The 18,801-nt window shown below is 68.0% G+C and carries 18 protein-coding genes and 1 riboswitch; of the genes, 7 read left to right on the top strand and 11 right to left on the bottom strand.

Features of this window, described 5'->3' with window-relative positions; translation table 11 throughout:
* Positions 1-85 precede the first annotated feature (85 nt).
* Positions 86-170: riboswitch (ZMP/ZTP riboswitch) on the top strand.
* Between the two features lie 38 nt (positions 171-208).
* Complete coding sequence (glyA, locus tag MRBLWO13_RS18645) at positions 209-1,483, top strand: serine hydroxymethyltransferase (RefSeq protein WP_341975584.1); 1,275 nt, start codon at positions 209-211, stop codon at positions 1,481-1,483.
* A 127-nt stretch (positions 1,484-1,610) separates the two neighbouring features.
* Positions 1,611-2,489 (top strand): bifunctional methylenetetrahydrofolate dehydrogenase/methenyltetrahydrofolate cyclohydrolase, encoded by an 879-nt coding sequence (locus MRBLWO13_RS18640; protein WP_341975583.1) that lies wholly within the window; start codon positions 1,611-1,613, stop codon positions 2,487-2,489.
* 100 nt (positions 2,490-2,589) lie between these two features.
* On the opposite strand, the gene MRBLWO13_RS18635 is transcribed toward MRBLWO13_RS18640, so the two are convergent.
* Genes MRBLWO13_RS18635 through MRBLWO13_RS18620 form a run of 4 tightly spaced genes read right to left on the bottom strand, consistent with a single transcriptional unit; the run spans position 2,590 to position 5,603 of the window.
* Positions 2,590-3,144 (bottom strand): hypothetical protein, encoded by a 555-nt coding sequence (locus MRBLWO13_RS18635; protein WP_341975582.1) that lies wholly within the window; start codon positions 3,142-3,144, stop codon positions 2,590-2,592.
* 31 nt (positions 3,145-3,175) lie between these two features.
* Positions 3,176-3,904: a DUF6882 domain-containing protein gene (locus MRBLWO13_RS18630; RefSeq protein WP_341975581.1), complete on the bottom strand. Its 729-nt coding sequence runs from the start codon at positions 3,902-3,904 to the stop codon at positions 3,176-3,178.
* 59 nt (positions 3,905-3,963) lie between these two features.
* Positions 3,964-5,223, bottom strand: a complete 1,260-nt coding sequence (locus MRBLWO13_RS18625) for an MFS transporter (RefSeq protein WP_341975580.1) — start codon at positions 5,221-5,223, stop codon at positions 3,964-3,966.
* A complete protein-coding gene (locus MRBLWO13_RS18620) occupies positions 5,220-5,603 on the bottom strand; it encodes an HTH domain-containing protein (protein WP_341975579.1) in 384 nt (127 codons plus the stop codon). Before MRBLWO13_RS18620 ends, MRBLWO13_RS18625 begins: the two co-directional genes overlap by 4 nt.
* 57 nt (positions 5,604-5,660) lie before the next feature.
* Here MRBLWO13_RS18620 and MRBLWO13_RS18615 point away from each other — a divergent pair, with 57 nt between their 5' ends.
* Entirely contained in the window at positions 5,661-6,347 is a 687-nt protein-coding gene (locus tag MRBLWO13_RS18615; RefSeq protein WP_341975578.1) for an alpha/beta hydrolase, read from the top strand.
* Here MRBLWO13_RS18615 and MRBLWO13_RS18610 read toward each other — a convergent pair.
* Genes MRBLWO13_RS18610 through MRBLWO13_RS18585 form a run of 6 tightly spaced genes read right to left on the bottom strand, consistent with a single transcriptional unit; the run spans position 6,341 to position 12,715 of the window.
* On the bottom strand, positions 6,341-7,138 hold the full coding sequence (locus tag MRBLWO13_RS18610; protein WP_341975577.1) for an HpcH/HpaI aldolase/citrate lyase family protein: 798 nt from the start codon (positions 7,136-7,138) through the stop codon (positions 6,341-6,343). The genes MRBLWO13_RS18615 and MRBLWO13_RS18610 overlap by 7 nt on opposite strands.
* A complete protein-coding gene (locus MRBLWO13_RS18605) occupies positions 7,123-7,905 on the bottom strand; it encodes a fumarylacetoacetate hydrolase family protein (protein ID WP_341978499.1) in 783 nt (260 codons plus the stop codon). Before MRBLWO13_RS18605 ends, MRBLWO13_RS18610 begins: the two co-directional genes overlap by 16 nt.
* A 2-nt stretch (positions 7,906-7,907) precedes the next feature.
* Positions 7,908-9,068: a 3,4-dihydroxyphenylacetate 2,3-dioxygenase gene (hpaD, locus tag MRBLWO13_RS18600; RefSeq protein WP_341975576.1), complete on the bottom strand. Its 1,161-nt coding sequence runs from the start codon at positions 9,066-9,068 to the stop codon at positions 7,908-7,910.
* A 10-nt stretch (positions 9,069-9,078) separates the two neighbouring features.
* Positions 9,079-10,575, bottom strand: a complete 1,497-nt coding sequence (gene hpaE, locus MRBLWO13_RS18595) for a 5-carboxymethyl-2-hydroxymuconate semialdehyde dehydrogenase (RefSeq protein ID WP_341975575.1) — start codon at positions 10,573-10,575, stop codon at positions 9,079-9,081.
* A complete protein-coding gene (locus MRBLWO13_RS18590) occupies positions 10,572-11,258 on the bottom strand; it encodes a GntR family transcriptional regulator (RefSeq protein WP_341975574.1) in 687 nt (228 codons plus the stop codon). Before MRBLWO13_RS18590 ends, hpaE begins: the two co-directional genes overlap by 4 nt.
* Positions 11,255-12,715 carry a fumarylacetoacetate hydrolase family protein gene (locus tag MRBLWO13_RS18585; RefSeq protein ID WP_341975573.1) on the bottom strand — a complete coding sequence of 487 codons (1,461 nt, stop codon included), beginning with the start codon at positions 12,713-12,715 and terminating at the stop codon, positions 11,255-11,257. Before MRBLWO13_RS18585 ends, MRBLWO13_RS18590 begins: the two co-directional genes overlap by 4 nt.
* A 140-nt stretch (positions 12,716-12,855) precedes the next feature.
* Here MRBLWO13_RS18585 and MRBLWO13_RS18580 point away from each other — a divergent pair, with 140 nt between their 5' ends.
* Positions 12,856-14,235 carry an MFS transporter gene (locus MRBLWO13_RS18580; protein WP_341975572.1) on the top strand — a complete coding sequence of 460 codons (1,380 nt, stop codon included), beginning with the start codon at positions 12,856-12,858 and terminating at the stop codon, positions 14,233-14,235.
* Positions 14,236-14,290: 55 nt separating this feature from the next.
* On the opposite strand, the gene MRBLWO13_RS18575 is transcribed toward MRBLWO13_RS18580, so the two are convergent.
* Positions 14,291-14,995: a helix-turn-helix domain-containing protein gene (locus tag MRBLWO13_RS18575; protein ID WP_341975571.1), complete on the bottom strand. Its 705-nt coding sequence runs from the start codon at positions 14,993-14,995 to the stop codon at positions 14,291-14,293.
* Between the two features lie 132 nt (positions 14,996-15,127).
* Here MRBLWO13_RS18575 and MRBLWO13_RS18570 point away from each other — a divergent pair, with 132 nt between their 5' ends.
* The 3 genes from MRBLWO13_RS18570 to MRBLWO13_RS18560 all read left to right on the top strand — a co-directional run bounded on the left by MRBLWO13_RS18570 (position 15,128) and on the right by MRBLWO13_RS18560 (position 18,801).
* Positions 15,128-16,987 carry an FAD-dependent monooxygenase gene (locus tag MRBLWO13_RS18570; RefSeq protein WP_341975570.1) on the top strand — a complete coding sequence of 620 codons (1,860 nt, stop codon included), beginning with the start codon at positions 15,128-15,130 and terminating at the stop codon, positions 16,985-16,987.
* Positions 16,988-17,064: 77 nt separating this feature from the next.
* Positions 17,065-18,042, top strand: coding sequence for an ABC transporter ATP-binding protein (locus MRBLWO13_RS18565; protein WP_341975569.1), 978 nt, complete (start codon positions 17,065-17,067; stop codon positions 18,040-18,042).
* A gap of 3 nt (positions 18,043-18,045) precedes the next feature.
* Entirely contained in the window at positions 18,046-18,801 is a 756-nt protein-coding gene (locus MRBLWO13_RS18560; RefSeq protein ID WP_341975568.1) for an ABC transporter permease, read from the top strand.

Below are 18,801 nucleotides of genomic sequence, written 5' to 3'. Positions count from 1 at the left end.
GAGCTCTCGGAGGGGAAGTGGCTGTCCGGGAGCAATGACGCGCGCTCAAGCCACGCCGTCAGCAGCTTCCTGCATCCGCTATGCTCGTAACCGTCGCGACTGGCGTCTGGGTGGACTACCACCGGGGAGCGGCTGACCACGGAATTCGACCGCGCGCCTGGGCCGATGAGGACCCCCCCTTTCGAATCCGTTGTCAGAGGAGCACGTCATGACCGATCGTTACTTCAACGCACCCCTTTCCGAGGTCGACCCAGAGATCGCCGAGGTTCTCGAGCGCGAGCTGAACCGCCAGCGCAGCTACCTCGAGATGATCGCATCCGAGAACTTCGTTCCCGTGTCGGTCCTGCAGTCGCAGGGCTCGGTGCTCACCAACAAGTACGCCGAGGGCTACCCCGGCCGTCGCTACTACGGCGGCTGCGAAGAGGTCGATGTCGCCGAAGAGCTGGCGATCTCCCGCGCCAAGGAGCTGTTCGGTTCGGAGTTCGCGAACGTCCAGCCGCACTCCGGCGCCACCGCGAACGCCGCCGTGTTGCACGCGATCGCGCGCCCCGGCGACACCCTGCTCGGACTCTCCCTCGACCAGGGCGGCCACCTCACCCACGGCATGAAGATCAACTTCTCGGGCCGTCTCTACAACATCGTCGCCTACGGCGTGGACCCCGAGACCTCGACCATCGACATGGACGAGGTTCGTCGCCTCGCCGTCGAGCACAAGCCGAAGGTCATCATCGCCGGCTGGTCGGCCTACCCGCGCACGCTCGACTTCGCCGCCTTCCGCGAGATCGCCGATGAGGTCGGTGCCCTGCTCTGGGTCGACATGGCGCACTTCGCCGGTCTGGTCGCTGCGGGTCTGCACCCGAACCCGGTGCCGCACGCGCACGTCGTCTCCTCGACGGTGCACAAGACCATCGGCGGCCCGCGCTCGGGCTTCATCCTCACCAACGACGCCGACCTCGCGAAGAAGATCAACACGGCGGTCTTCCCGGGTCAGCAGGGCGGCCCGCTCATGCACGTGATCGCTGCCAAGGCGACCGCGTTCAAGCTCGCCGGCACCCCGGAGTTCAAGGAGCGTCAGGAGCGCGTGCTGCGCGGCGCCTCGCTCATCGCCGATCGCCTGTCGCAGCAGGACGTGAAGGATGCCGGTATCGCGGTGCGTTCCGGCGGCACCGACGTGCACCTCGTGCTCGTCGACCTGCGCGATGCCGAGATCGATGGCAAGCAGGCCGAGGACCTCCTGCACGAGATCCACATCACGGTGAACCGCAACGCCGTTCCGAACGACCCGCGTCCGCCGATGGTGACCTCGGGTCTGCGTATCGGCACCCCGGCGCTCGCCACCCGCGGTTTCGGCGACGCCGATTTCACCGAGGTCGCCGACGTCATCGCGCTCGCGCTCCTGCCCGGTGCTGACGTCGAGGCCCTCCGCGCCCGTGTCGACGCGCTCGCCACGGCGTTCCCGCTGTACCCGGACCTGCAGCAGTAACGACGTTTCGACTCGCTTCGCTCGCTCAACGACCGGGGGTGGCCTCCCGGTCGTTGAGCGAGGAGCGCAGCGACGAGACGAAACGCGTGTACAAACACGGAAACGCCTGACCGCGAATGGAAATGACATGACCGCGAAGATTCTCGACGGCAAAGCCGCTTCGACGGAGATCAAGGCCGAGCTCGCCGAGCGCGTTTCCGGGCTTCGTGCGCGGGGTATCGTCCCCGGCATCGCCACGGTGCTGGTCGGCGCCGACCCGGCCTCACAGCTCTACGTCGGCATGAAGCATCGGCAGTCCGAGGCGATCGGGATGAACTCGATCCAGCGCGAGCTGCCGGCCGATGCCACACAGGCGGATGTCGAAGCTCTCATCGACGAACTCAACGCCGACCCCGACTGCCACGGCTACATCGTGCAGCTGCCGTTGCCCAAGCACATCGACACCGACGCGATCCTCGAACGGATCGATCCGGCGAAGGACGCTGACGGCCTGCATCCGACCAACCTCGGCCGGCTCGTGCTGAACGTCAACGCCCCGATCCACACGCCACTGCCGTGCACCCCGCGCGGCGTGATCGAACTGCTGCTGCGCAACGATTACGACCTCAAGGGCAAGCACGTGGTCGTCGTCGGACGCGGTGTCACGATCGGTCGGTCGATCGGACTGCTGCTGACGCGCCGCGACATCAACGCCACGGTCACGCTCACGCACACCGGCACCGTCGACATGCCCCGCTACCTGCGGGAGGCCGACGTCATCGTCGCCGCGGCGGGGGTCAAGCACCTCATCCGCGCCGAGGACGTGAAGCCCGGAGCTGCGGTTCTCGACGTGGGCGTGACGCGCGAGTCGGACGCCGACACCGGCAAGAGCCTGGTCTTCGGCGACGTGCATCCCGATGTCGCGTCGGTGGCGGGCTGGATCTCGCCGAACCCCGGCGGGGTCGGTCCGATGACGGTCGCGCTGCTCATGACCAACGTGGTCGAGGCCGCGGAGCGGCTGGTCTGAGCATCCGGTAACAGCACGAACTTCGCAGAAACGCGCGAACCTCGCAGGAATCACCGGATTCTCTGCGAGGTTCGCGTCATTCTGCGGGCGGACAGCGCGACTAGAGGTTGTCCAGCATCCGCCGCTGCTCGGGCGTGAGACCGTCGTGCAGTTCCGCGCGGGCGGCCGATGTCTCCGGTGTCTCGGGCGCTGCCGCCGTCGGCGCGGTGCTGCGGCGAGAGCCCTGCACCCTCGCCTGCACGCTGTCGTAGACCTCAGCCGTCTTCGCGCGCAGTCGGTCGTCGATCTGGTCGTAGATCACCCAGCCGAGCAGCAGCCCGAGCGGCGGCAGCACGTAGCCCCAGAAGAAGCCGGCGACGGTGACGCCGCTCAGCCACACCGTCAGCACCCAGATGATCAGCTCGACCACGTAGACGAGGGCGTACTGCACGACCTTCTCGCCGGCGCCGGTACGGTCCGCGGCCGACTTCGCCGCGGACTTGCGGAACGCTGCAGCGAGCGTCGGTTTCACGAACAGCGCGGCGAGCGTGAGGATGACGGATGCCCAGAGTGCGTGCCAGCCGACACGGACGTTTGTCATCAGCAGCCCGATGAGAAGCAGCACCGCGACGTTGAAGACGTACAGCGACGCGAAGCGGATGATTCCGTTCTTCATGCGACTCCCTTGCTCATGGAACGTGCGGCCTTCAGGGAACCTGAGGGCCGACGGTGCTCTCGATGCCGGTGATGCGCGCCTGCTCATCGAAACGGAAGGTCGCAGATCCCGTCGCGTCCGTGACGGTCGCCCCGCTGAAGGACTGATCCGTCCAGGTCAGCGTCCAGTTCGCGAGACGGGCGAGATCCCAGACGGCGGTCCGCGCGTCCGCGAGGGCGAGTCCGGACAGGATGCGGGGGAGCGCGATCATCGCGTCGACGACCGTCAGCGGGGCGAGCGGCGCATCGAGGATGAAGACCGCTCTGGTGCCGCCGCCGACGGGGGCCGAGTAGTACGGGGCCCGGCCGGTCAGTTCGACGGCGACTCCGCCCACGGTGTGGGCAGCACGGGCGATCCAGCCGTCGACATCCGCATCCGCGTCTGCGGGGAACGCGAGCTCCGGCGCGGTGAGCTCGGCGACGCCGTGCTGGGCGCCGTACGCCTGCAGCTGAGAGGCGAGTCCTGCGGCGTCACCGCGGGGGTGCGCCCATGCCCAGAGCAGCGAGCGCGGGCCGGGGGCGATCGTGGCGACGAGGTGCGCGCGCGTGACGAGCTGACGGCTCGGGTCGGCGTTGGCGGTGAACGTGAGCGTTCCGGCCTGCATGTCGGCGTCCCAGCGGTGCTCGCCGAGTGCGTCGGCGGCCGCGGAGAGGGCATCCTGGCGGAGCGAGGTGAACAGGATCGCTCGATCGGCGAGCGGCTGGAGTGCGGCGAAGGTCATGTCCACAGTCTGGCGCGGGTCGCTATGAATGCGCCAGTGCGCGAGGCGATGGCGCCCGGTCAGCCCGCGTCGGCGAGCGGAGCATCCGTCGGGCGACCCATCCGCCACACGCTCGGCACGACCAGAGTCGCCAATGCCACGGCCGCGTACACGATGCCCGACGTGATGAGAACGGTCGCGGCATCCGCATGCGTGATCAGCCAACCGTAGATCAGCGTGCCGATCGGCATCACGACGAAGCTGCCCAGCATGTCGTAGCTGGAGACCCGGGAGAGCTTCTCGCCCGGGATGTTCTCCATCATCGCGAGGTTCCACCCCGTGCTGAAGACCTCGGCGCCCGCCCCCGCGATGAACGCCGCGATCGCGAGCAGCACGACAGCCGGGTGCACGCCGAGCACGGTCAGCGGAATGGCGAACGCGGCCATCCCGATCATTCCGTAGCGGAGCGGCTTCTTCAGCGGGAACCACATCAGGATCAGCGTCATCAGCAGGACGCCGACGCCCTCGGCACTGACCACCCAGCCCCAGCCGGAGATACCCAGCAGGTCGTTGTTCTTCGCGATGTACGGTCCGGCCACGCCCCAGGCGCCGACGTGGATCGCGTTCATCACCATGAACGCGAGCACGATCGCCCACAGCCACGATCGACTCCAGAACTCCCGCCACCCGACGCGCAGATCGTGGAACATCGTCGTCCCTCCGCCGTGTGCGGGAGGAGGCAGCTTCACGAGGGCCAGGATCGGAATCGCGGCGACCCAGCCGGCTGCCTGGACGACCATCGCCCAGGCAGGGCCCGCCGTCGCCACGAGCACACCCGCGATGATCGGGCCGCCGATCGTCACCATCGAGCGCACGAATGAGAGCATCGCGTTCGCCTGCTGCAAGTGCTCCGGCGTGGTCAGCTGCGGGATGAGGCCCTGCATCGCCGGCAGCACGAAGGCGGTGGATGCTCCGTTGATCGCGGCGAGGATCGCGATCAACGGAACCGTCGCCGTCCCGGTGAACAGGAGCGCGGCGATCGTTCCGATGGAGAGGATGTCGACGACGTAGCAGGACTGGATGATCAGCGCTCGCGGCAGTCGATCGGCGATGACCCCGCCGAAGAGCACGAACACGATGTTGCTGATCGTGAACGCGGCGAGCACGAGCGAGAGCGAACGAGCATCGTTGTCGATGTCGAGCACTGCGAACGCGAGCGCGATCGACGACATCGACCCGGTGATCAGCGTGATCGCCCGCGCGAGGAAGAACCATCGGAAGTTCCGGTCCTGCATCGCGCCCAGGCCGCGGGTCTTGACGGTGGTGTCTGCGGGACTCATGAATCTCCGGTCGGCATCAGGGCGAGGGTGAGTTTGTGCATGCTCGTGCGCGCGGAGTCCGTCGCGGTCGGCCCGAGCGCGACCAGCGCGACGAGAAGGGCGGCGATCTCGCCAGGCTCGAGCAGGATCGGGCCGATGTCCGAACGGACGTCGAACAGATAGCCGCCGCCGGGGCCCCGCTGCACGCGGATCGGGATGCCGCTCTCGCGCATCCGGGCGATGTCTCGTTCGACGGTGCGTGCGGTGACACCCAGAGCCGAGCCGAGGGACAGTGCCGATCGCGGCGCACCTCGACGGCGTCGCAGCTCCTCGATGAGTGCGTGCTGCCGTTCGATCCGCCTGAGCGTCAGGTGGGGATCGGTCGATTTGGAGAATGCCACGACATTCACTCTAAAGCCGACGTTTGCTAGTCGGTCTCTCTGGATAGGTTCACTCACATGACAACTTCTCTGCTTCTGCTTTCCGGTGCCGGTCTCCCCGCATGGGCGTGGGACGACGTCGTCGGAGGACTGTCCGCCCCCGCCACGGTGGCGCCGCGACCGACCGTCGAGAACGCGACGGTCACCGACTATGCGCGGGCCGCGTTGGACGCCGCCCCCGAGGGAGACCTGACCCTCATCGCTCACTCCGCCGGCGGCGTCGTCGCGAGCGAGGTGGCGCGCCTCGCCCCCGAGCGGATCCGTGGCGTTCTGGCGGTCGCGGCCATCATCCCGAAGGCGGACGCCTCGTTCGCGTCGTCGTTGCCGTTCCCCAATCGGGTGATCCTCCCGTTGATCCTTCGGCTCGCGGGAACCAGGCCGCCGGAGTCGGCACTCCGTAACGGTCTCGGAGCCGGCGTCGACGAAGAAACCGTGCGGCGCTTCATCGATGATCTCGAGCCGGAACCGCGCAGCTACTTCCTGAGTCGAGTGGCGTCGAACGCCGCGCTCGCGGCGGTGCCGAGAACGACCTACGTTCTCACCGCTGGCGACAAGGAGATCCCGCCGCAGCTGCAGCGTGGCTACGCCGCGCGGCTGCGCGATCCGCGCATCGTCGAGATCGCCGGCGGACACTACCCGATGATCAGCAACATTCCCGCGCTGCGCGCGGCGATCAAGGACTTTCTGGCTGTCCCTGCTCAGTAGCTGGTGCGCGCACCCGCCGGGCGGATGAATCGAGCGGCCAGAGCTTCGGATGCTCGGGCCAGAAGCGCCACGTCGGCGCCGACGGCGACGAAATCTGCCCCCGCGGCGAGATAGGCGTCGGCGGCGGTGGGGTCGAAGGCGTTCACGCCGACCGGCGTGCCTGCCGCTTTCGCCGCAGCGAAGACGCGCTCGACCGCGGCGACCACGTCGGGGTGCGTCTGCTGGCCGAGCAGACCCATCGACGCTGCGAGGTCGGAGGGGCCGACGAAGATCGCGTCGACTCCGTCTTCGGCGGCGATGTCAGCGGCGGCTTCCACCCCGGCCGTCGTCTCGATCTGCACGGTGAGGGACGTGTACTGGGAGGCGTCCTGAAGGTAGCCGTCGACGCGGTTCCAGCGTGCGCTGCGCGCGAGAGCGCTGCCGACGCCGCGTACGCCGAGCGGGGGATACCGCGTGGCGGCGACGGCGGCACGCGCCTCATCGACGGAGGAGACCATCGGCACGATGAGGTTCTGGGCGCCGAGGTCGAGGATCTGCTTGATCGTGACGGTGTCGTTGCTCGGCACCCGCACGAGCGGGGTGATCGGATAGGCCGCGACCGCCTGAAGCTGCATCTGCACGCTCTCCAGCGTGGTCGCGGAATGCTCCATGTCGATCAGCAGCCAGTCCAGGCCCGAGCCCGCGGCGACCTCGGCGAGGAGCGGACTGGCGGAGCAGACCCACATGCCCACGAACGGGCGGTCTGATCCCGCGAGTTGCGCGCGGAAGGAGGGGGCTAGATGAAGCGGCATTCGATTGTTCCCATCGGTCCGTAATCGCACAGCACCTCGTCGCCGCGCGCCACCCACATCGGGCGCGTGAACGATCCTGCCAGGATTATCTCGCCGGCCTCCAGGCGCGCGCCGTGCTGGTGGAACTTGTTCGCGAGCCACGCGACGCCGGTGGCTGGGTGGTTGAGCACGCCGGCCGCGACGCCGGTCTCCTCGATCTCGCCGTTCTTGAAGAGCAGCCCTGGCACCCACCGCAGATCGATCTCGTCGGGGCGCTTGTGCACGGTACCGAGAACCATCGCTCCGTAGGCGGCGTTGTCGCTGATCGTGTCGACGATCGTGCGGCCTTCCAGCTCGATGTGCGAGTTCAGCACCTCGAGCGCCGGGACGGCGTAGTCGATCGCGGCGAGAGCGTCGTCGAGGGTGCAGTCCGGACCTTCGAGCGGATGCTTCAGCACGAACGCCAGTTCCACCTCGATGCGCACGTTCGAGAAGTCGTCGACCGGGATCTCGGATCCCGACTCGTACACCGTGTCGTCGAACATCACGCCATAGTCGGGCTCGGTGATGCCGGTGGCCTGCTGCATCGCGCGGGAGGTCAGGCCGATCTTGCGGCCGACGAGCCGGCGGCCGGCCGCGATCTGCGTATCGCGCCAGACGCCCTGGATCGCGTACGAGTCCTCGACCGTCGCCTCGGGGTACCGGGCCGTGATGCGGGGGATCACGCTGTGCGCGCGGTCGGCCTCGGCCAGCTCGGCCGCGATCTGCGCGATGGTGTCTGCAGGCAGCGTCACAGCTGGTGGCCCAGCTTGTACTCGCCCTGCTTGTACTCGGGCATGGAGTCCTCGCCCTCGCGGGTGTACGAGAATCCGTCGGCGCCGATGGTCACCGCCATCTCGCTCGAGTCCGTACGCGCGACGACCGGCTGCGGGTTGCCGTCGAGGTCGAGCACGAGCGACGCCTCGGTGTACCACGAGGGCACGACAGGGTTGCCCCACCAGTCACGGCGCTGGTTGTCGTGCACGTCCCAGGTGATGACCGGGTTGTCGGGGTCGCCGGTGTAGTAGTCCTGCGTGTAGACCTCGACGCGGTGGCCGTCGGGGTCGCGCAGGTAGAGGTAGAACGCGTTGCTCACGCCGTGGCGACCAGGGCCGCGCTCGATCGCGTCGGAGCGGCGGAGCGCGCCGAGCTTGTCGCAGATCGCGAGGATGTTGTGCTTCTCGTGCGTGGCGAAGCACACGTGGTGCATCCGCGGGCCGTCGCCGCCGGTCATCGCGGTGTCGTGCACAGTGGGCTTCCGGCGCATCCAGGCGGCGTAGACGGTGCCCTCGTCATCCTGAATGTCCTCCGTGACGCGGAAGCCGAGGTCCTGCATGAACTTCACCGCACGAGGGACGTCGGGCGTGACCTGGTTGAAGTGGTCGAGGCGCACCAGCTCGCCGGGGATGTGCAGGTCGTAGCGCCACGACATCCGCTCGACGTGATCGGTGGCGTGGAAGAACTCGTACGGGAAACCGAGCGGGTCGATCACGCGCACCGAGTCGCCGATGCCCTTCACGAAGCCGTTCTCGTTGCGGCGCACCTCGCAGCCGAGCTCGGAGTAGAACTCGACGGCGCGGTCGAGGTCCTCTGGCGTCCGCACACGATAGGAGAACGCGGCGACGGCGGCGATCGGGCCCTTGCGGAGGATGAGGTTGTGGTGGATGAACTCCTCGGTGGAGCGCAGATAGATCGCCTCGTCATCCTCCTCGGTCACGTACAGGCCGAGGACGTCGACGTAGAACACGCGGGATGCAGCGAGGTCGGTGACGACGAGCTCCATGTAGGCGCAGCGCAGGATGTCCGGCGGGGTGCTCGTCGGCGTCGGAGTGGGGTCGTCCGGGTGGATCGGCGCCTCCTGGCTCACGTAGAACCCGGAGGAGGTCAGCGTCATGTCGTCGCGGTTGGTCATGTCAGCGTCCTCAGTTCTTGCCGAAGGTCGGGTTGTGGGCGCCGCCGAGCGTGATGTGCACGCTCTGCTGGTCGGTGTAGAAGTCGATCGAGCGATAGCCGCCCTCGTGGCCGAGGCCGGATGCCTTCACACCGCCGAACGGGGTGCGCAGGTCGCGCACGTTGTTGCTGTTCAACCACACCATGCCGGCCTCGACGGCTCCGGCGAAGTTGTGCGCCCGCTTGAGGTCGTTCGTCCAGATGTACGCCGCGAGGCCGTACCGGGTGTTGTTCGCGAGCGCGAGCGCCTCCTCGTCGGAGTCGAACGGCGTGATCGCGACGACCGGGCCGAAGATCTCCTCCTGGAAGATCCGGGCATCGGGGGAGACGTCGGCGAACACGGTCGGCTGCACGAAGTTGCCCTCCGGGAAATCCGCGGGGCGTCCGCCGCCGGCCACGAGGCGTCCTTCGGTCTTTCCGATCTCGACGTAGCTCATCACCTTCTCGTAGTGCTCCGGGTGCACCAGAGCGCCGACCTCGGTGGCCGGGTCGTTCGGGTAGCCGACCTTCACGCGCTTCGCCTGGGCGGCGTAGCGCTCGACGAAGTCGTCGTAGATCGAGCGCTCGACGAGGATGCGGGCACCCGCCGTGCAGCGCTCGCCGTTCAGCGAGAAGACGCCGAAGATCGTCGCATCCACTGCGGCTTCGATGTCGGCATCCGCGAAGACGACGGCCGGCGACTTGCCGCCGAGCTCCATCGACAGCCCCTTGAGGAAGGGAGCGGCGTTGCCGAAGATGATCTGCCCGGTGCGGCTCTCGCCCGTGAACGAGATGAGCGGCACGTCCGGGTGCTTCACGAGCGCGTCTCCGGCGTCCTCACCGAGGCCGTTGACGAGGTTGAAGACACCCTGGGGGAGCCCTGCCTCCTCGAAGATGCCGGCCCACAGGGATGCCGAAAGCGGCGTGAACTCCGCAGGCTTGAGCACGACGGTGTTGCCGGTCGCGAGCGCCGGACCCAGCTTCCACGACTCGAGCATGAACGGCGTGTTCCACGGCGTGATGAGTCCGGCGACGCCGATCGGCTTGCGGTTGACGTAGTTCATCTGCTTGCCGGGAACCTTGAACGCATCGTCGGCCTGGGCGACGATCAGGTCGGCGAAGAAGCGGAAGTTCTCGGCGGCGCGACGAGCCTGGCCGAGGGCCTGCGTGATCGGCAGACCGGAGTCGTAGGACTCGAGCTCGGCCAGGCGCGCATCGCGCGATTCGACGATGTCGGCGATGCGGTGCAGTACCCGCGAACGCTCGCGCGGCAGCATCCGAGGCCAGGGGCCTTCGTCGAAGGCGCGCTTCGCCGCGGCGACGGCGAGGTCGATGTCGGCCTTCTTGCCGGCTGCAGCCGTCGTGTACGTCAGGTTGGTGACCGGGTCGAGCACATCGAAGGTGTCTCCGTCGATCGAGTCGACGAAGGCTCCGTCGATGTAGTGCTGGATGTGGTCGGGCAGGTCGGCAGGGATGCGTGAAGCGGTCATGAGTCTCCTCCGGTGGAATGACGGGAACGGGAGTGCAGCGCGTCGAGGAACGCGTCCTTGGTGCGCCAGCGGTGGTTCCGGGCGGCGAGTTCGATCTCGAGCGGGTCGGCGCGGGATCGGATGAGGTCGAGGATCTGCGTGTGCTCTTCGACCGAATGCGTGGCACGGCCCGGAACCGAGGCGAACGTGGAATCGCGGATGCCGGAGAGCCGCGACCATCCGCGGTGCACCAGATCCAGAAGATGCGGGTTCGGGCACGGCTCGAAGAGCAGGGCATGGAACTGCCTGTTCAGCTCGGTGAACAGATGGGCGTCGAAGTGCTCGAGCAGTCGAGCCATCCGATCGTTGACGGCCTGGGCGGCGTCGAGCGCCGCGTCGTCCAGGAACGGCGCGGAGAGCGCCGTGGCCACTCCTTCGACGACACCGAGCGTCTCCATGGTGTGCGCGTACTCGGTCTCGTCGACGAGGGTGACCCGCGCGCCGACGTTCCGCTCGAACGTCACGAGCCCCTCGGCCTCCAGCCGTCGGATGGCCTCCCGTACGGGTACGACGCTCATTCCCAGCTCTTCGGCGATCGGACCGAGCACCAGGCGATAGCCGGGGCCGAACGTGTGCGCGGAGATGTGGGAGCGGATCCAGGCGTATGCCTGCTCGGACTTGCTGAGTGTGTCGACAGCGGTCATCGCGAGCCCGTCTCCGATTCGTAGCGCGCGCGCCACTCGGCGTTCATCGGGAAGAGGCCGTCGACCGGGTGGCCCGCCGCTACCTGCTCGGCGATCCAGGCATCCTCGACCTCCTGCGCGAGCGTGTCATCGACGACCTGCTCGGCCAGATGCGGCGGGATGACGATCACGCCGTCGCCGTCACCCACGATGATGTCGCCGGGCTGCACGCTCGCGCCGCCGCAGGCGATGGTGACGTCGACGTCCCAGGGGACGTGCTTGCGTCCGAGGACCGACGGATGCGCGCCGCGGGAGAACACCGGCAGTCCGATGTCGGCGACGGCGTCGAAGTCGCGCACGCCCCCATCGGTGACGACACCGGCGGCACCCCGGGCGAGGGCGCGCAGAGCGAGGATGTCGCCGAGCGTTCCGGTGCTGTCATCACCGCGGGCCTCGATCACGATGATCTCGCCCTCCTTCACGGCGTCGAAGGCGCGCTTCTGCGCGTTGTAGCCGCCGCCGTGGGTCTTGAACAGGTCTTCACGGAACGGGACGAAGCGGAGTGTCTTCGCGGTGCCGACGATCTTGCTGCCGGCGATGTTCGCCGCGACGCCGTCGATGAAGCAGGAGTGATGGCCGCGCTTGCGCAGCTGGGCGGAAAGGCCAGCCGTCGGTGCCTCCATCAGCTTCGCCCGGAGTTCGGGCGAGAGCGCCGATTCGTCGGAAACAGGGGCAAGTCCCGCCTCTTCCCGAGAACCCCAGGCCTCTGTACGCTGCAGGTCGTCGACGGCGGGGAGTGAGCCGAGTTCGGCGTCGAAGGCGACATCGCCCTGTGTGACGGTGGTGATCAGGCGACCCGAAGACGGCGCGCCCGGTGCGTCTGGAGCATCGACTTCGATCTCCACGGTGTCGCCGGGGACGATCACGGACGACCCGGCGGGGGTACCGGTGAGGATCACGTCGCCAGGCTCGAGCGTGAAGTGCTGGGAGAGATCCGCGACCAGCTGTGCGAGCGGGAAGATCATGCCGGCGCTGGAGTCGTCCTGGCGGAGGTCGCCGTTCACCCATGTGCGCACGCGCAGCGCTTCCGGATCGACCGTGCGGGCGTCGATGAGGTCGGGGCCGAGCGGCGTGTAGCCGTCACCGCCCTTGGAGCGCACGTTCGATCCCTTGTCGTTCGCGCGGAGGTCGTAGAGGCCGAGATCGTTCGAGGCGGTCACCCAGCCGACGTGCGCCCAGGCATCCGCGAGCGAGACCCGCCGTGCCGGGGTGCCGATGATGAGCGCGATCTCACCCTCGAACGCGAGCAGCTCGGTGCCGGCCGGGCGCTCGACCGTGCCGCCGGAGACACCGACGGAGCTGGCCGGCTTGAAGAAGTAGGAGGGAGCTGCCGGGCGACGGCCGCGCTGGTCGGCGCGGGAGGCGTAACTCAGATGGATCGCGATGATCTTGCCGGGGCGGGTGCTGGGATCCGTCACGGGGCGCCTCCTCGCGCTTGTGTGCAACGCCTTGTGCGTCGTATTCGAAATCATATATCATCGGGTTACCCCTCGGCAAGCACTGAAGACAGCGTGAGTGCGAGCCGTGACAATGCCGTCACAACCAAAGGAGACACCCCATGAGCGGGCAGTCACACGATGGGTTCACTCCCACCGGCACCATCGCGACCGCGGCCGACCGTCGTCGCGTCGTCTTCGCCACCGTCGTCGGCACCACTGTCGAGTGGTACGACTTCTTCATCTATGCCACCGCCGTCGGGCTGGTGTTCGGCCAGCTCTTCTTCGCCCCGCTGGGGCAGAACAGCGCCCTGATCGCATTCGCCACCGTCGGTGTCAGCTTCCTCTTCCGTCCGCTCGGCGCATTCCTCGCCGGCCACTACGGCGACAAGCTCGGACGCAAGACCGTGCTGATGTGGACGCTGATCCTGATGGGTGCGGCGACCGCCCTGATCGGCGTGCTGCCCACCTATGAGGCCATCGGGCTGACGGCCCCCATCCTCCTGGTGCTCCTGCGCATCCTGCAGGGCATCTCTGCCGGCGGCGAGTGGGGCGGCGCCGTCCTGATGGCCGTCGAGCACGCGCCGAAATCGAAGCGCGGTGTGTTCGGCGCTTCGCCGCAGATCGGCGTGCCGCTCGGCCTGCTGCTCGCCTCGGGCGTGATGGCGCTGATGACGGTCATCGCTCCGGGAGACCAGTTCCTCGCGTGGGGCTGGCGTATTCCGTTCCTGCTCAGCGTGGTCCTGATCCTGGTCGGCTACTACGTGCGCCGCAAGGTCGAGGAGAGCCCCGTGTTCACCGAACTCGCAGAACGCAAGGAGAAGGCGCGGATGCCGATCGTGCAGCTGTTCGCGAAGCATGCCCTCCTCGTCGTCATCGCCGCGCTCGTGTTCGCCGGCAACAATGCGGTCGGGTACATGACGACCGGCGGCTACATCCAGGGGTACGCCACGAACCCCGAGGGTTCGATCGGGCTCGAGAGAGGGCCGGTGCTCTGGGCGGTCGCCGGTTCCGCCGTCACCTGGCTGCTCTCGACGCTCTTCGCCGGGTGGATCTCCGATCGGATCGGACGCCGCACGACCTACATCATCGGCTGGATCCTGCAGCTCGGCGGGGTGTTCGCGCTGTTCCCGCTGGTGAACACCGGCGAGATCCTGCCGCTGTTCGCGGGCCTTGCGATCCTCACCGTCGGACTGGGGTTCACGTACGGGCCGCAGGCGGCGCTGTACACGGAGCTGTTCCCGGCATCCATCCGCTTCTCCGGGGTCTCGATCTCGTACGCGATCGGCGCCATCGCCGGCGGCGCCTTCGCTCCCACGATCGCCACGGCCATCGTCTCGGCGACCGGCTCGACGGACGCGGTGACCTGGTACCTCGCCGGGATGACCGTGCTGGGGCTCGTGGCGACGCTGCTGCTGCGCGATCGCTCCGGCATCCCGCTCGGTCCCGACCACGAGGAGGAGCAGGCGGTCAGCCCGATCTACGGGATGTCGCGGGCCTGAGCCCTTCCGGTCGTTGAGCGAGGGAGCTCGCTCAACGACCGGAGTCTGTGACGGCTCAGCCGTCGAGCGCCTCGCGGATGACGGATGCGGAGTGCTGCAGCCGTGCGGCGATCTCTGCGTCGTCGAGGGTCGTGGCGACGTGGACGACGGCGATCGCGGCCGCTCGATGCCCGCGGAGCACCAGCGGCACGGCGACGGACTGCACCGTGGGGATCACTTCGTCGTGGCTGGTGGCGTAGCCGCGTCGGATCGTCGCTTCGACCTCCGCACGCAGCTGCGCGGTGACATCCGTTCCCCACTCCGATGCGGGGATCTGCGCGAGGATCGCCTTGCCGGGGGCGCCGACGGTGACCGGATGCCGGGCGCCGGGGCGTTGCGCGACGCTCGCGACGGCGTGCCGCGGCTCGACGCTCGCGAGTGTGATGCACTCGTCGCCGTCGAGCACCGCGAGGAAGCATGTCATGCCGAGGTCGTTGGCGACCGCCGTGAGCTCGGGCAGCGCCTCGGCCTGGAGGTCGTGCGCGACACCGGCGGCGAGCGCCGCCATCCGTGCCCCCAGGCTGACGGCACCGGCCGCATCGCGGCTCACGAGTCGATGATCTTCGAGGGTGCGCAGCAGGCGGTACGCGATCGAACGATGCACCCCGAGGCGCGCCGCGATCTCGTCGATGGCAAGAGGGCCGCGGGCGTCGGCGAGGATCTCGAGGATCCGGATGCCGCGACTGAGCGTCTGCGATGCGGGTGATCCAGTCTCTGCCATGACCTGTGCTCTCTTGCGCTCTGAGGTGCGCGCGCATACGATGTGTTCAATAGTAGAACGGTGTGTTCGAATATAGAACAATCGATTCTGAGAAGCAAGACCTGACAAAGCAGTCGGAAGGAATCGACGACGATGCAGTTCCACCACCACGGCTACGTCTCGGGAGACCCGCGAGTACAGGACGCCTCGGGCATCGGCAGCGATCGCCCGGCCGACATCCCCGACGAGATCGACGTGCTCATCGTCGGTTCCGGCCCAGCCGGCATGCTCCTCGCGGCGCAGATGTCGCAGTACCCGGACATCTCGACCCGGATCGTCGAGCGCCGCGAGGGGCGACTCGTTCTCGGCCAGGCCGACGGCATCCAGCCCCGCAGCGTCGAGACGTTCCAGGCGTTCGGGTTCGCGGAGCGGATCGTCGCCGAGGCCTACAACATCGGCTGGATGAACTTCTGGGGCCCGGATCCGGCGAATCGGCAGAACATCATCCGTACGTCGCGGACCGAGGACTACGCGCTCAAGATCAGCGAGTTCCCGCACCTGATCGTGAACCAGGCGCGCGTCCTGGACTACTTCGCCGAAGCCGCGGCCCACGGACCAGGGCGGATCGTCCCGGACTACGGCGTGGAGTTCGTCGGGCTCACCGTTCACGAGCAGGGGGAGTACCCCGTCGAGGTGCGTCTGCGGTACTCGACCGGCGAGGAGCGGACCGTGCGGGCGAAGTACGTCGCCGGCTGCGACGGCGCCCGCAGCGGCGTGCGCGACGCGATCGGCCGCACGCACGTCGGCGCGTTCTCGGCGCACGCCTGGGGCGTCATGGACGTGGTCGTCAACACCGACTTCCCGGACTGGCGCACCAAGTGCGCGATCAACTCCGAGGCGGGCAACATCCTGCACATCCCGCGCGAGGGCGGCTACCTCAGCCGGATGTACATCGACCTCGGCGAGGTCGCCGACGACGACAACCATCAGGTGCGGCAGACGCCGATCGAGGAGATCATCCGCAAGGCCAATGCGATCCTGCATCCGTACACCCTGGATGTGAAGCAGGTCGCCTGGCACAGCGTCTACGAGGTCGGCCATCGGGTCACCGACGGGTTCGACGACGTGATCGACGGCTCCGGTCGCACGCCCCGTGTCTTCCTCACCGGCGATGCCTGCCACACGCACAGCGCCAAGGCCGGGCAAGGCATGAACGTCTCGATGCAGGACGGCTTCAACCTGGGCTGGAAGCTGGGGTCGGTGCTCACCGGGCGCAGTCCGGAGTCGCTGCTGTCGACGTATTCCGCCGAGCGCATGCCGGTGGCGCAGCAGCTCATCGACTTCGACAAGGAGTGGTCGGCGCTGATGGCGCGCAAGCCGGAGGAGATCTCCGACCCGCAGGACCTGGCGACCCACTACCTCGCCACGGCCGAGTTCCCTTCCGGGTTCATGACGCAGTACGGCGCGTCGGCGATCGTCGCGGATGCGGCGCATCAGGCGCTCGCCGCAGGATTCCCGCTCGGCAAGCGCTTCAAGTCGGTCGAGGTCACCCGCGTGTGCGACGGCAACGCCGTACACCTCGGCCACCATGCGAAGGCGGACGGCCGCTGGCGGATCTACGCATTCGCCGACACCGACGCTTCGTCCTTGGCATCCTGGGCGACCGGGGCCGCGCCCGTGCTGGCGCGTTTCACGCCGGCCGGTGCCGACGTCGACGCCGTCTTCGACGTCAAGGCCGTCTACCAGCAGCGCTATGACGAGTTCGAGATCACCTCGGCGCCGGAACTGTTCCTGCCGCAGACCGGACCGCTCGGTCTGACCGACTGGGAGAAGGTCTATGCAGCCGGTCCCACGGTGTGGACGAGCGCGGACATCTTCGCCGAGCGTGAGTTGTCACGCGACGGTGTCGTGGTCGTGGTGCGTCCGGATCAGTACGTTGCCGCCGTGCTGCCGCTCGACGGTGTGGGCGAGCTCGCGGAGTTCCTCGGGGGAGCGCTGCTGCCGGCAGGGTGAATCCCATGACACGTGTCATGCCGAGAAGGTGACAACGACCTCCGGCGCCGTGGTCTGCGTGCGACCACGCTGGAGGTATGAACACCACACCAGCGCACGGCTCGGCGACGCAGGTCGCCGAGCGGCCGGCCACGGATCCGTCGACAGGCAGCCCCATCGTCATCGAGCTCACGGGGGTCCGCCGTCATTTCGGAAGCGGCGACCGGCGCGTCCAGGCGGTCGACGGCGTCGACCTGACCGTGCGTCGTGGCGAGGTCGTCGCCCTGCTCGGACCGAACGGCGCCGGTAAGACGACCACGCTCGACATGCTCCTCGGCCTCACCGCGCCGAGCGAGGGCACGGTTCGCGTGCTCGGCTCGACACCCGAGCGCGCGACTGCGGGCGGATCGATCGCCGCCGTCCTGCAGACCGGTGGCCTGCTGTCGGATCTGACGGTGCAGGAGACGGTTCGACTCATCGCTTCTCTCTACGGCGCCGCGGCCCTGGCGAGGGGCGCCACGGTCATGGCACGGGCCGATCTCGTGCATCTCGCTCGGCGCCGCGTGTCGAAGTGCTCAGGAGGCGAGCAGCAGCGTGTGAAGTTCGCGCTCGCGATGGTCTCCGATCCCGACATCCTCGTGCTCGACGAGCCGACGGCGGGCATGGATGTCACGGCGCGACGCCACTTCTGGGACGTGATGCGAGCGGATGCGGATGCCGGCCGCACGATCATCTTCGCGACCCACTACCTCGAAGAGGCGGAGCAGTTCGCCCGTCGCACGGTGGTGATGCATCGTGGCTCGATCGTGGCCGATGCTCCGACCGCGCGGCTGCGCGTCGGTCTGGGCGAGCGCACGATCTCGGCAACGGTCGCGGTCGGCGGCTCGGCGGATCTCGTCGCCTCGCTGCGGGCGACGTCCGGAGTCGTCGACGTCCGGCTGGATGCGGATCGACTCAGCCTGCGGGCATCCGACTCCGACGCCATCGCCCGCACGCTGCTCGCCGCCGGCGCGCACGATCTGGAGATCGCCGCTCCGACACTCGAAACCGCCTTCACGGCACTCACGGAGGACTGACCCATGTTGATCTCATCGACGATGCTGCGTATCGAGGGCGTCAGACAGCTGCGCAACCCCTACACCCTCGCCTTCACCCTCGGCATGCCCGTGGCGATGTACCTGCTGTTCGGCGCCGGCATGGGATACGGCACTCTCTCGGCCGGCAACGGGAACGTCTCTTTCTACGTGATGACCTCGATGGCGGCGTACGGAACGGCGGTCGCCATGAGTTCGCTGACCTCGCTCGCGGCGACAGAGGCGAAGCAGGGCTGGGGACGCCAGCTGGCGATGACACCGCTGACGACCGTCGGGTATGCGGTCACGAAGCTGCTCACGGCCGTCAGCTTCGCGGTGCTGGCACTCGTGGCGGTGTTCACCGCGGGAGCGCTGACAGGGGCACACGTCGACGACATGTGGCGATGGGCGGCGACGGCCGGGATCATCCTCGGCCTCGGCCTGATCTATGGTCTGTTCGGGCTCGGTGTCGGGCTGTTCTTCACCTCCGATTCCGCTGCAGCCCTCGCGTCCATCTCGATGACGTTCTTCGCCTTCTTCGGGAACGTGTTCATGCCTCTCGACGGAGTCATGCTCGACATCGCCCGGTTCACCCCGCTGTACGGCTTCGTCGCGCTGAGCCGGTGGCCGCTCACCGAGGGCACGCTCACCACCGGGCAGAGCGACCCGATCTGGATGCTGATCCTGAACGTCGTCGTCTGGCTCGCCGTGTTCGCGGCGCTGGTGGCGGCAGGCATGAAGCGCGCACGGACTCGCCAGTAG

The organism is Microbacterium sp. LWO13-1.2 (assembly GCF_038397725.1).
In the GTDB taxonomy this organism is placed as follows: domain Bacteria; phylum Actinomycetota; class Actinomycetes; order Actinomycetales; family Microbacteriaceae; genus Microbacterium.
The sequence above is the reverse complement of the archived record's forward strand: the minus strand, read 5'-3'. Positions and strand labels throughout refer to the sequence as shown.

Excerpts from the sequence above, each read along its gene's own strand:
- glyA (WP_341975584.1), top strand. The coding sequence starts at position 209 with ATGACCGATCGTTACTTCAACGCACCCCTTTCCGAGGTCGACCCAGAG.
- MRBLWO13_RS18640 (WP_341975583.1), top strand. The coding sequence starts at position 1,611 with ATGACCGCGAAGATTCTCGACGGCAAAGCCGCTTCGACGGAGATCAAG.
- MRBLWO13_RS18635 (WP_341975582.1), bottom strand. The coding sequence starts at position 3,144 with ATGAAGAACGGAATCATCCGCTTCGCGTCGCTGTACGTCTTCAACGTC.
- MRBLWO13_RS18630 (WP_341975581.1), bottom strand. The coding sequence starts at position 3,904 with ATGACCTTCGCCGCACTCCAGCCGCTCGCCGATCGAGCGATCCTGTTC.
- MRBLWO13_RS18625 (WP_341975580.1), bottom strand. The coding sequence starts at position 5,223 with ATGAGTCCCGCAGACACCACCGTCAAGACCCGCGGCCTGGGCGCGATG.
- MRBLWO13_RS18615 (WP_341975578.1), top strand. The coding sequence starts at position 5,661 with ATGACAACTTCTCTGCTTCTGCTTTCCGGTGCCGGTCTCCCCGCATGG.
- MRBLWO13_RS18610 (WP_341975577.1), bottom strand. The coding sequence starts at position 7,138 with ATGCCGCTTCATCTAGCCCCCTCCTTCCGCGCGCAACTCGCGGGATCA.
- hpaD (WP_341975576.1), bottom strand. The coding sequence starts at position 9,068 with ATGACCAACCGCGACGACATGACGCTGACCTCCTCCGGGTTCTACGTG.
- hpaE (WP_341975575.1), bottom strand. The coding sequence starts at position 10,575 with ATGACCGCTTCACGCATCCCTGCCGACCTGCCCGACCACATCCAGCAC.
- MRBLWO13_RS18590 (WP_341975574.1), bottom strand. The coding sequence starts at position 11,258 with ATGACCGCTGTCGACACACTCAGCAAGTCCGAGCAGGCATACGCCTGG.
- MRBLWO13_RS18580 (WP_341975572.1), top strand. The coding sequence starts at position 12,856 with ATGAGCGGGCAGTCACACGATGGGTTCACTCCCACCGGCACCATCGCG.
- MRBLWO13_RS18575 (WP_341975571.1), bottom strand. The coding sequence starts at position 14,995 with ATGGCAGAGACTGGATCACCCGCATCGCAGACGCTCAGTCGCGGCATC.
- MRBLWO13_RS18570 (WP_341975570.1), top strand. The coding sequence starts at position 15,128 with ATGCAGTTCCACCACCACGGCTACGTCTCGGGAGACCCGCGAGTACAG.
- MRBLWO13_RS18565 (WP_341975569.1), top strand. The coding sequence starts at position 17,065 with ATGAACACCACACCAGCGCACGGCTCGGCGACGCAGGTCGCCGAGCGG.
- MRBLWO13_RS18560 (WP_341975568.1), top strand. The coding sequence starts at position 18,046 with ATGTTGATCTCATCGACGATGCTGCGTATCGAGGGCGTCAGACAGCTG.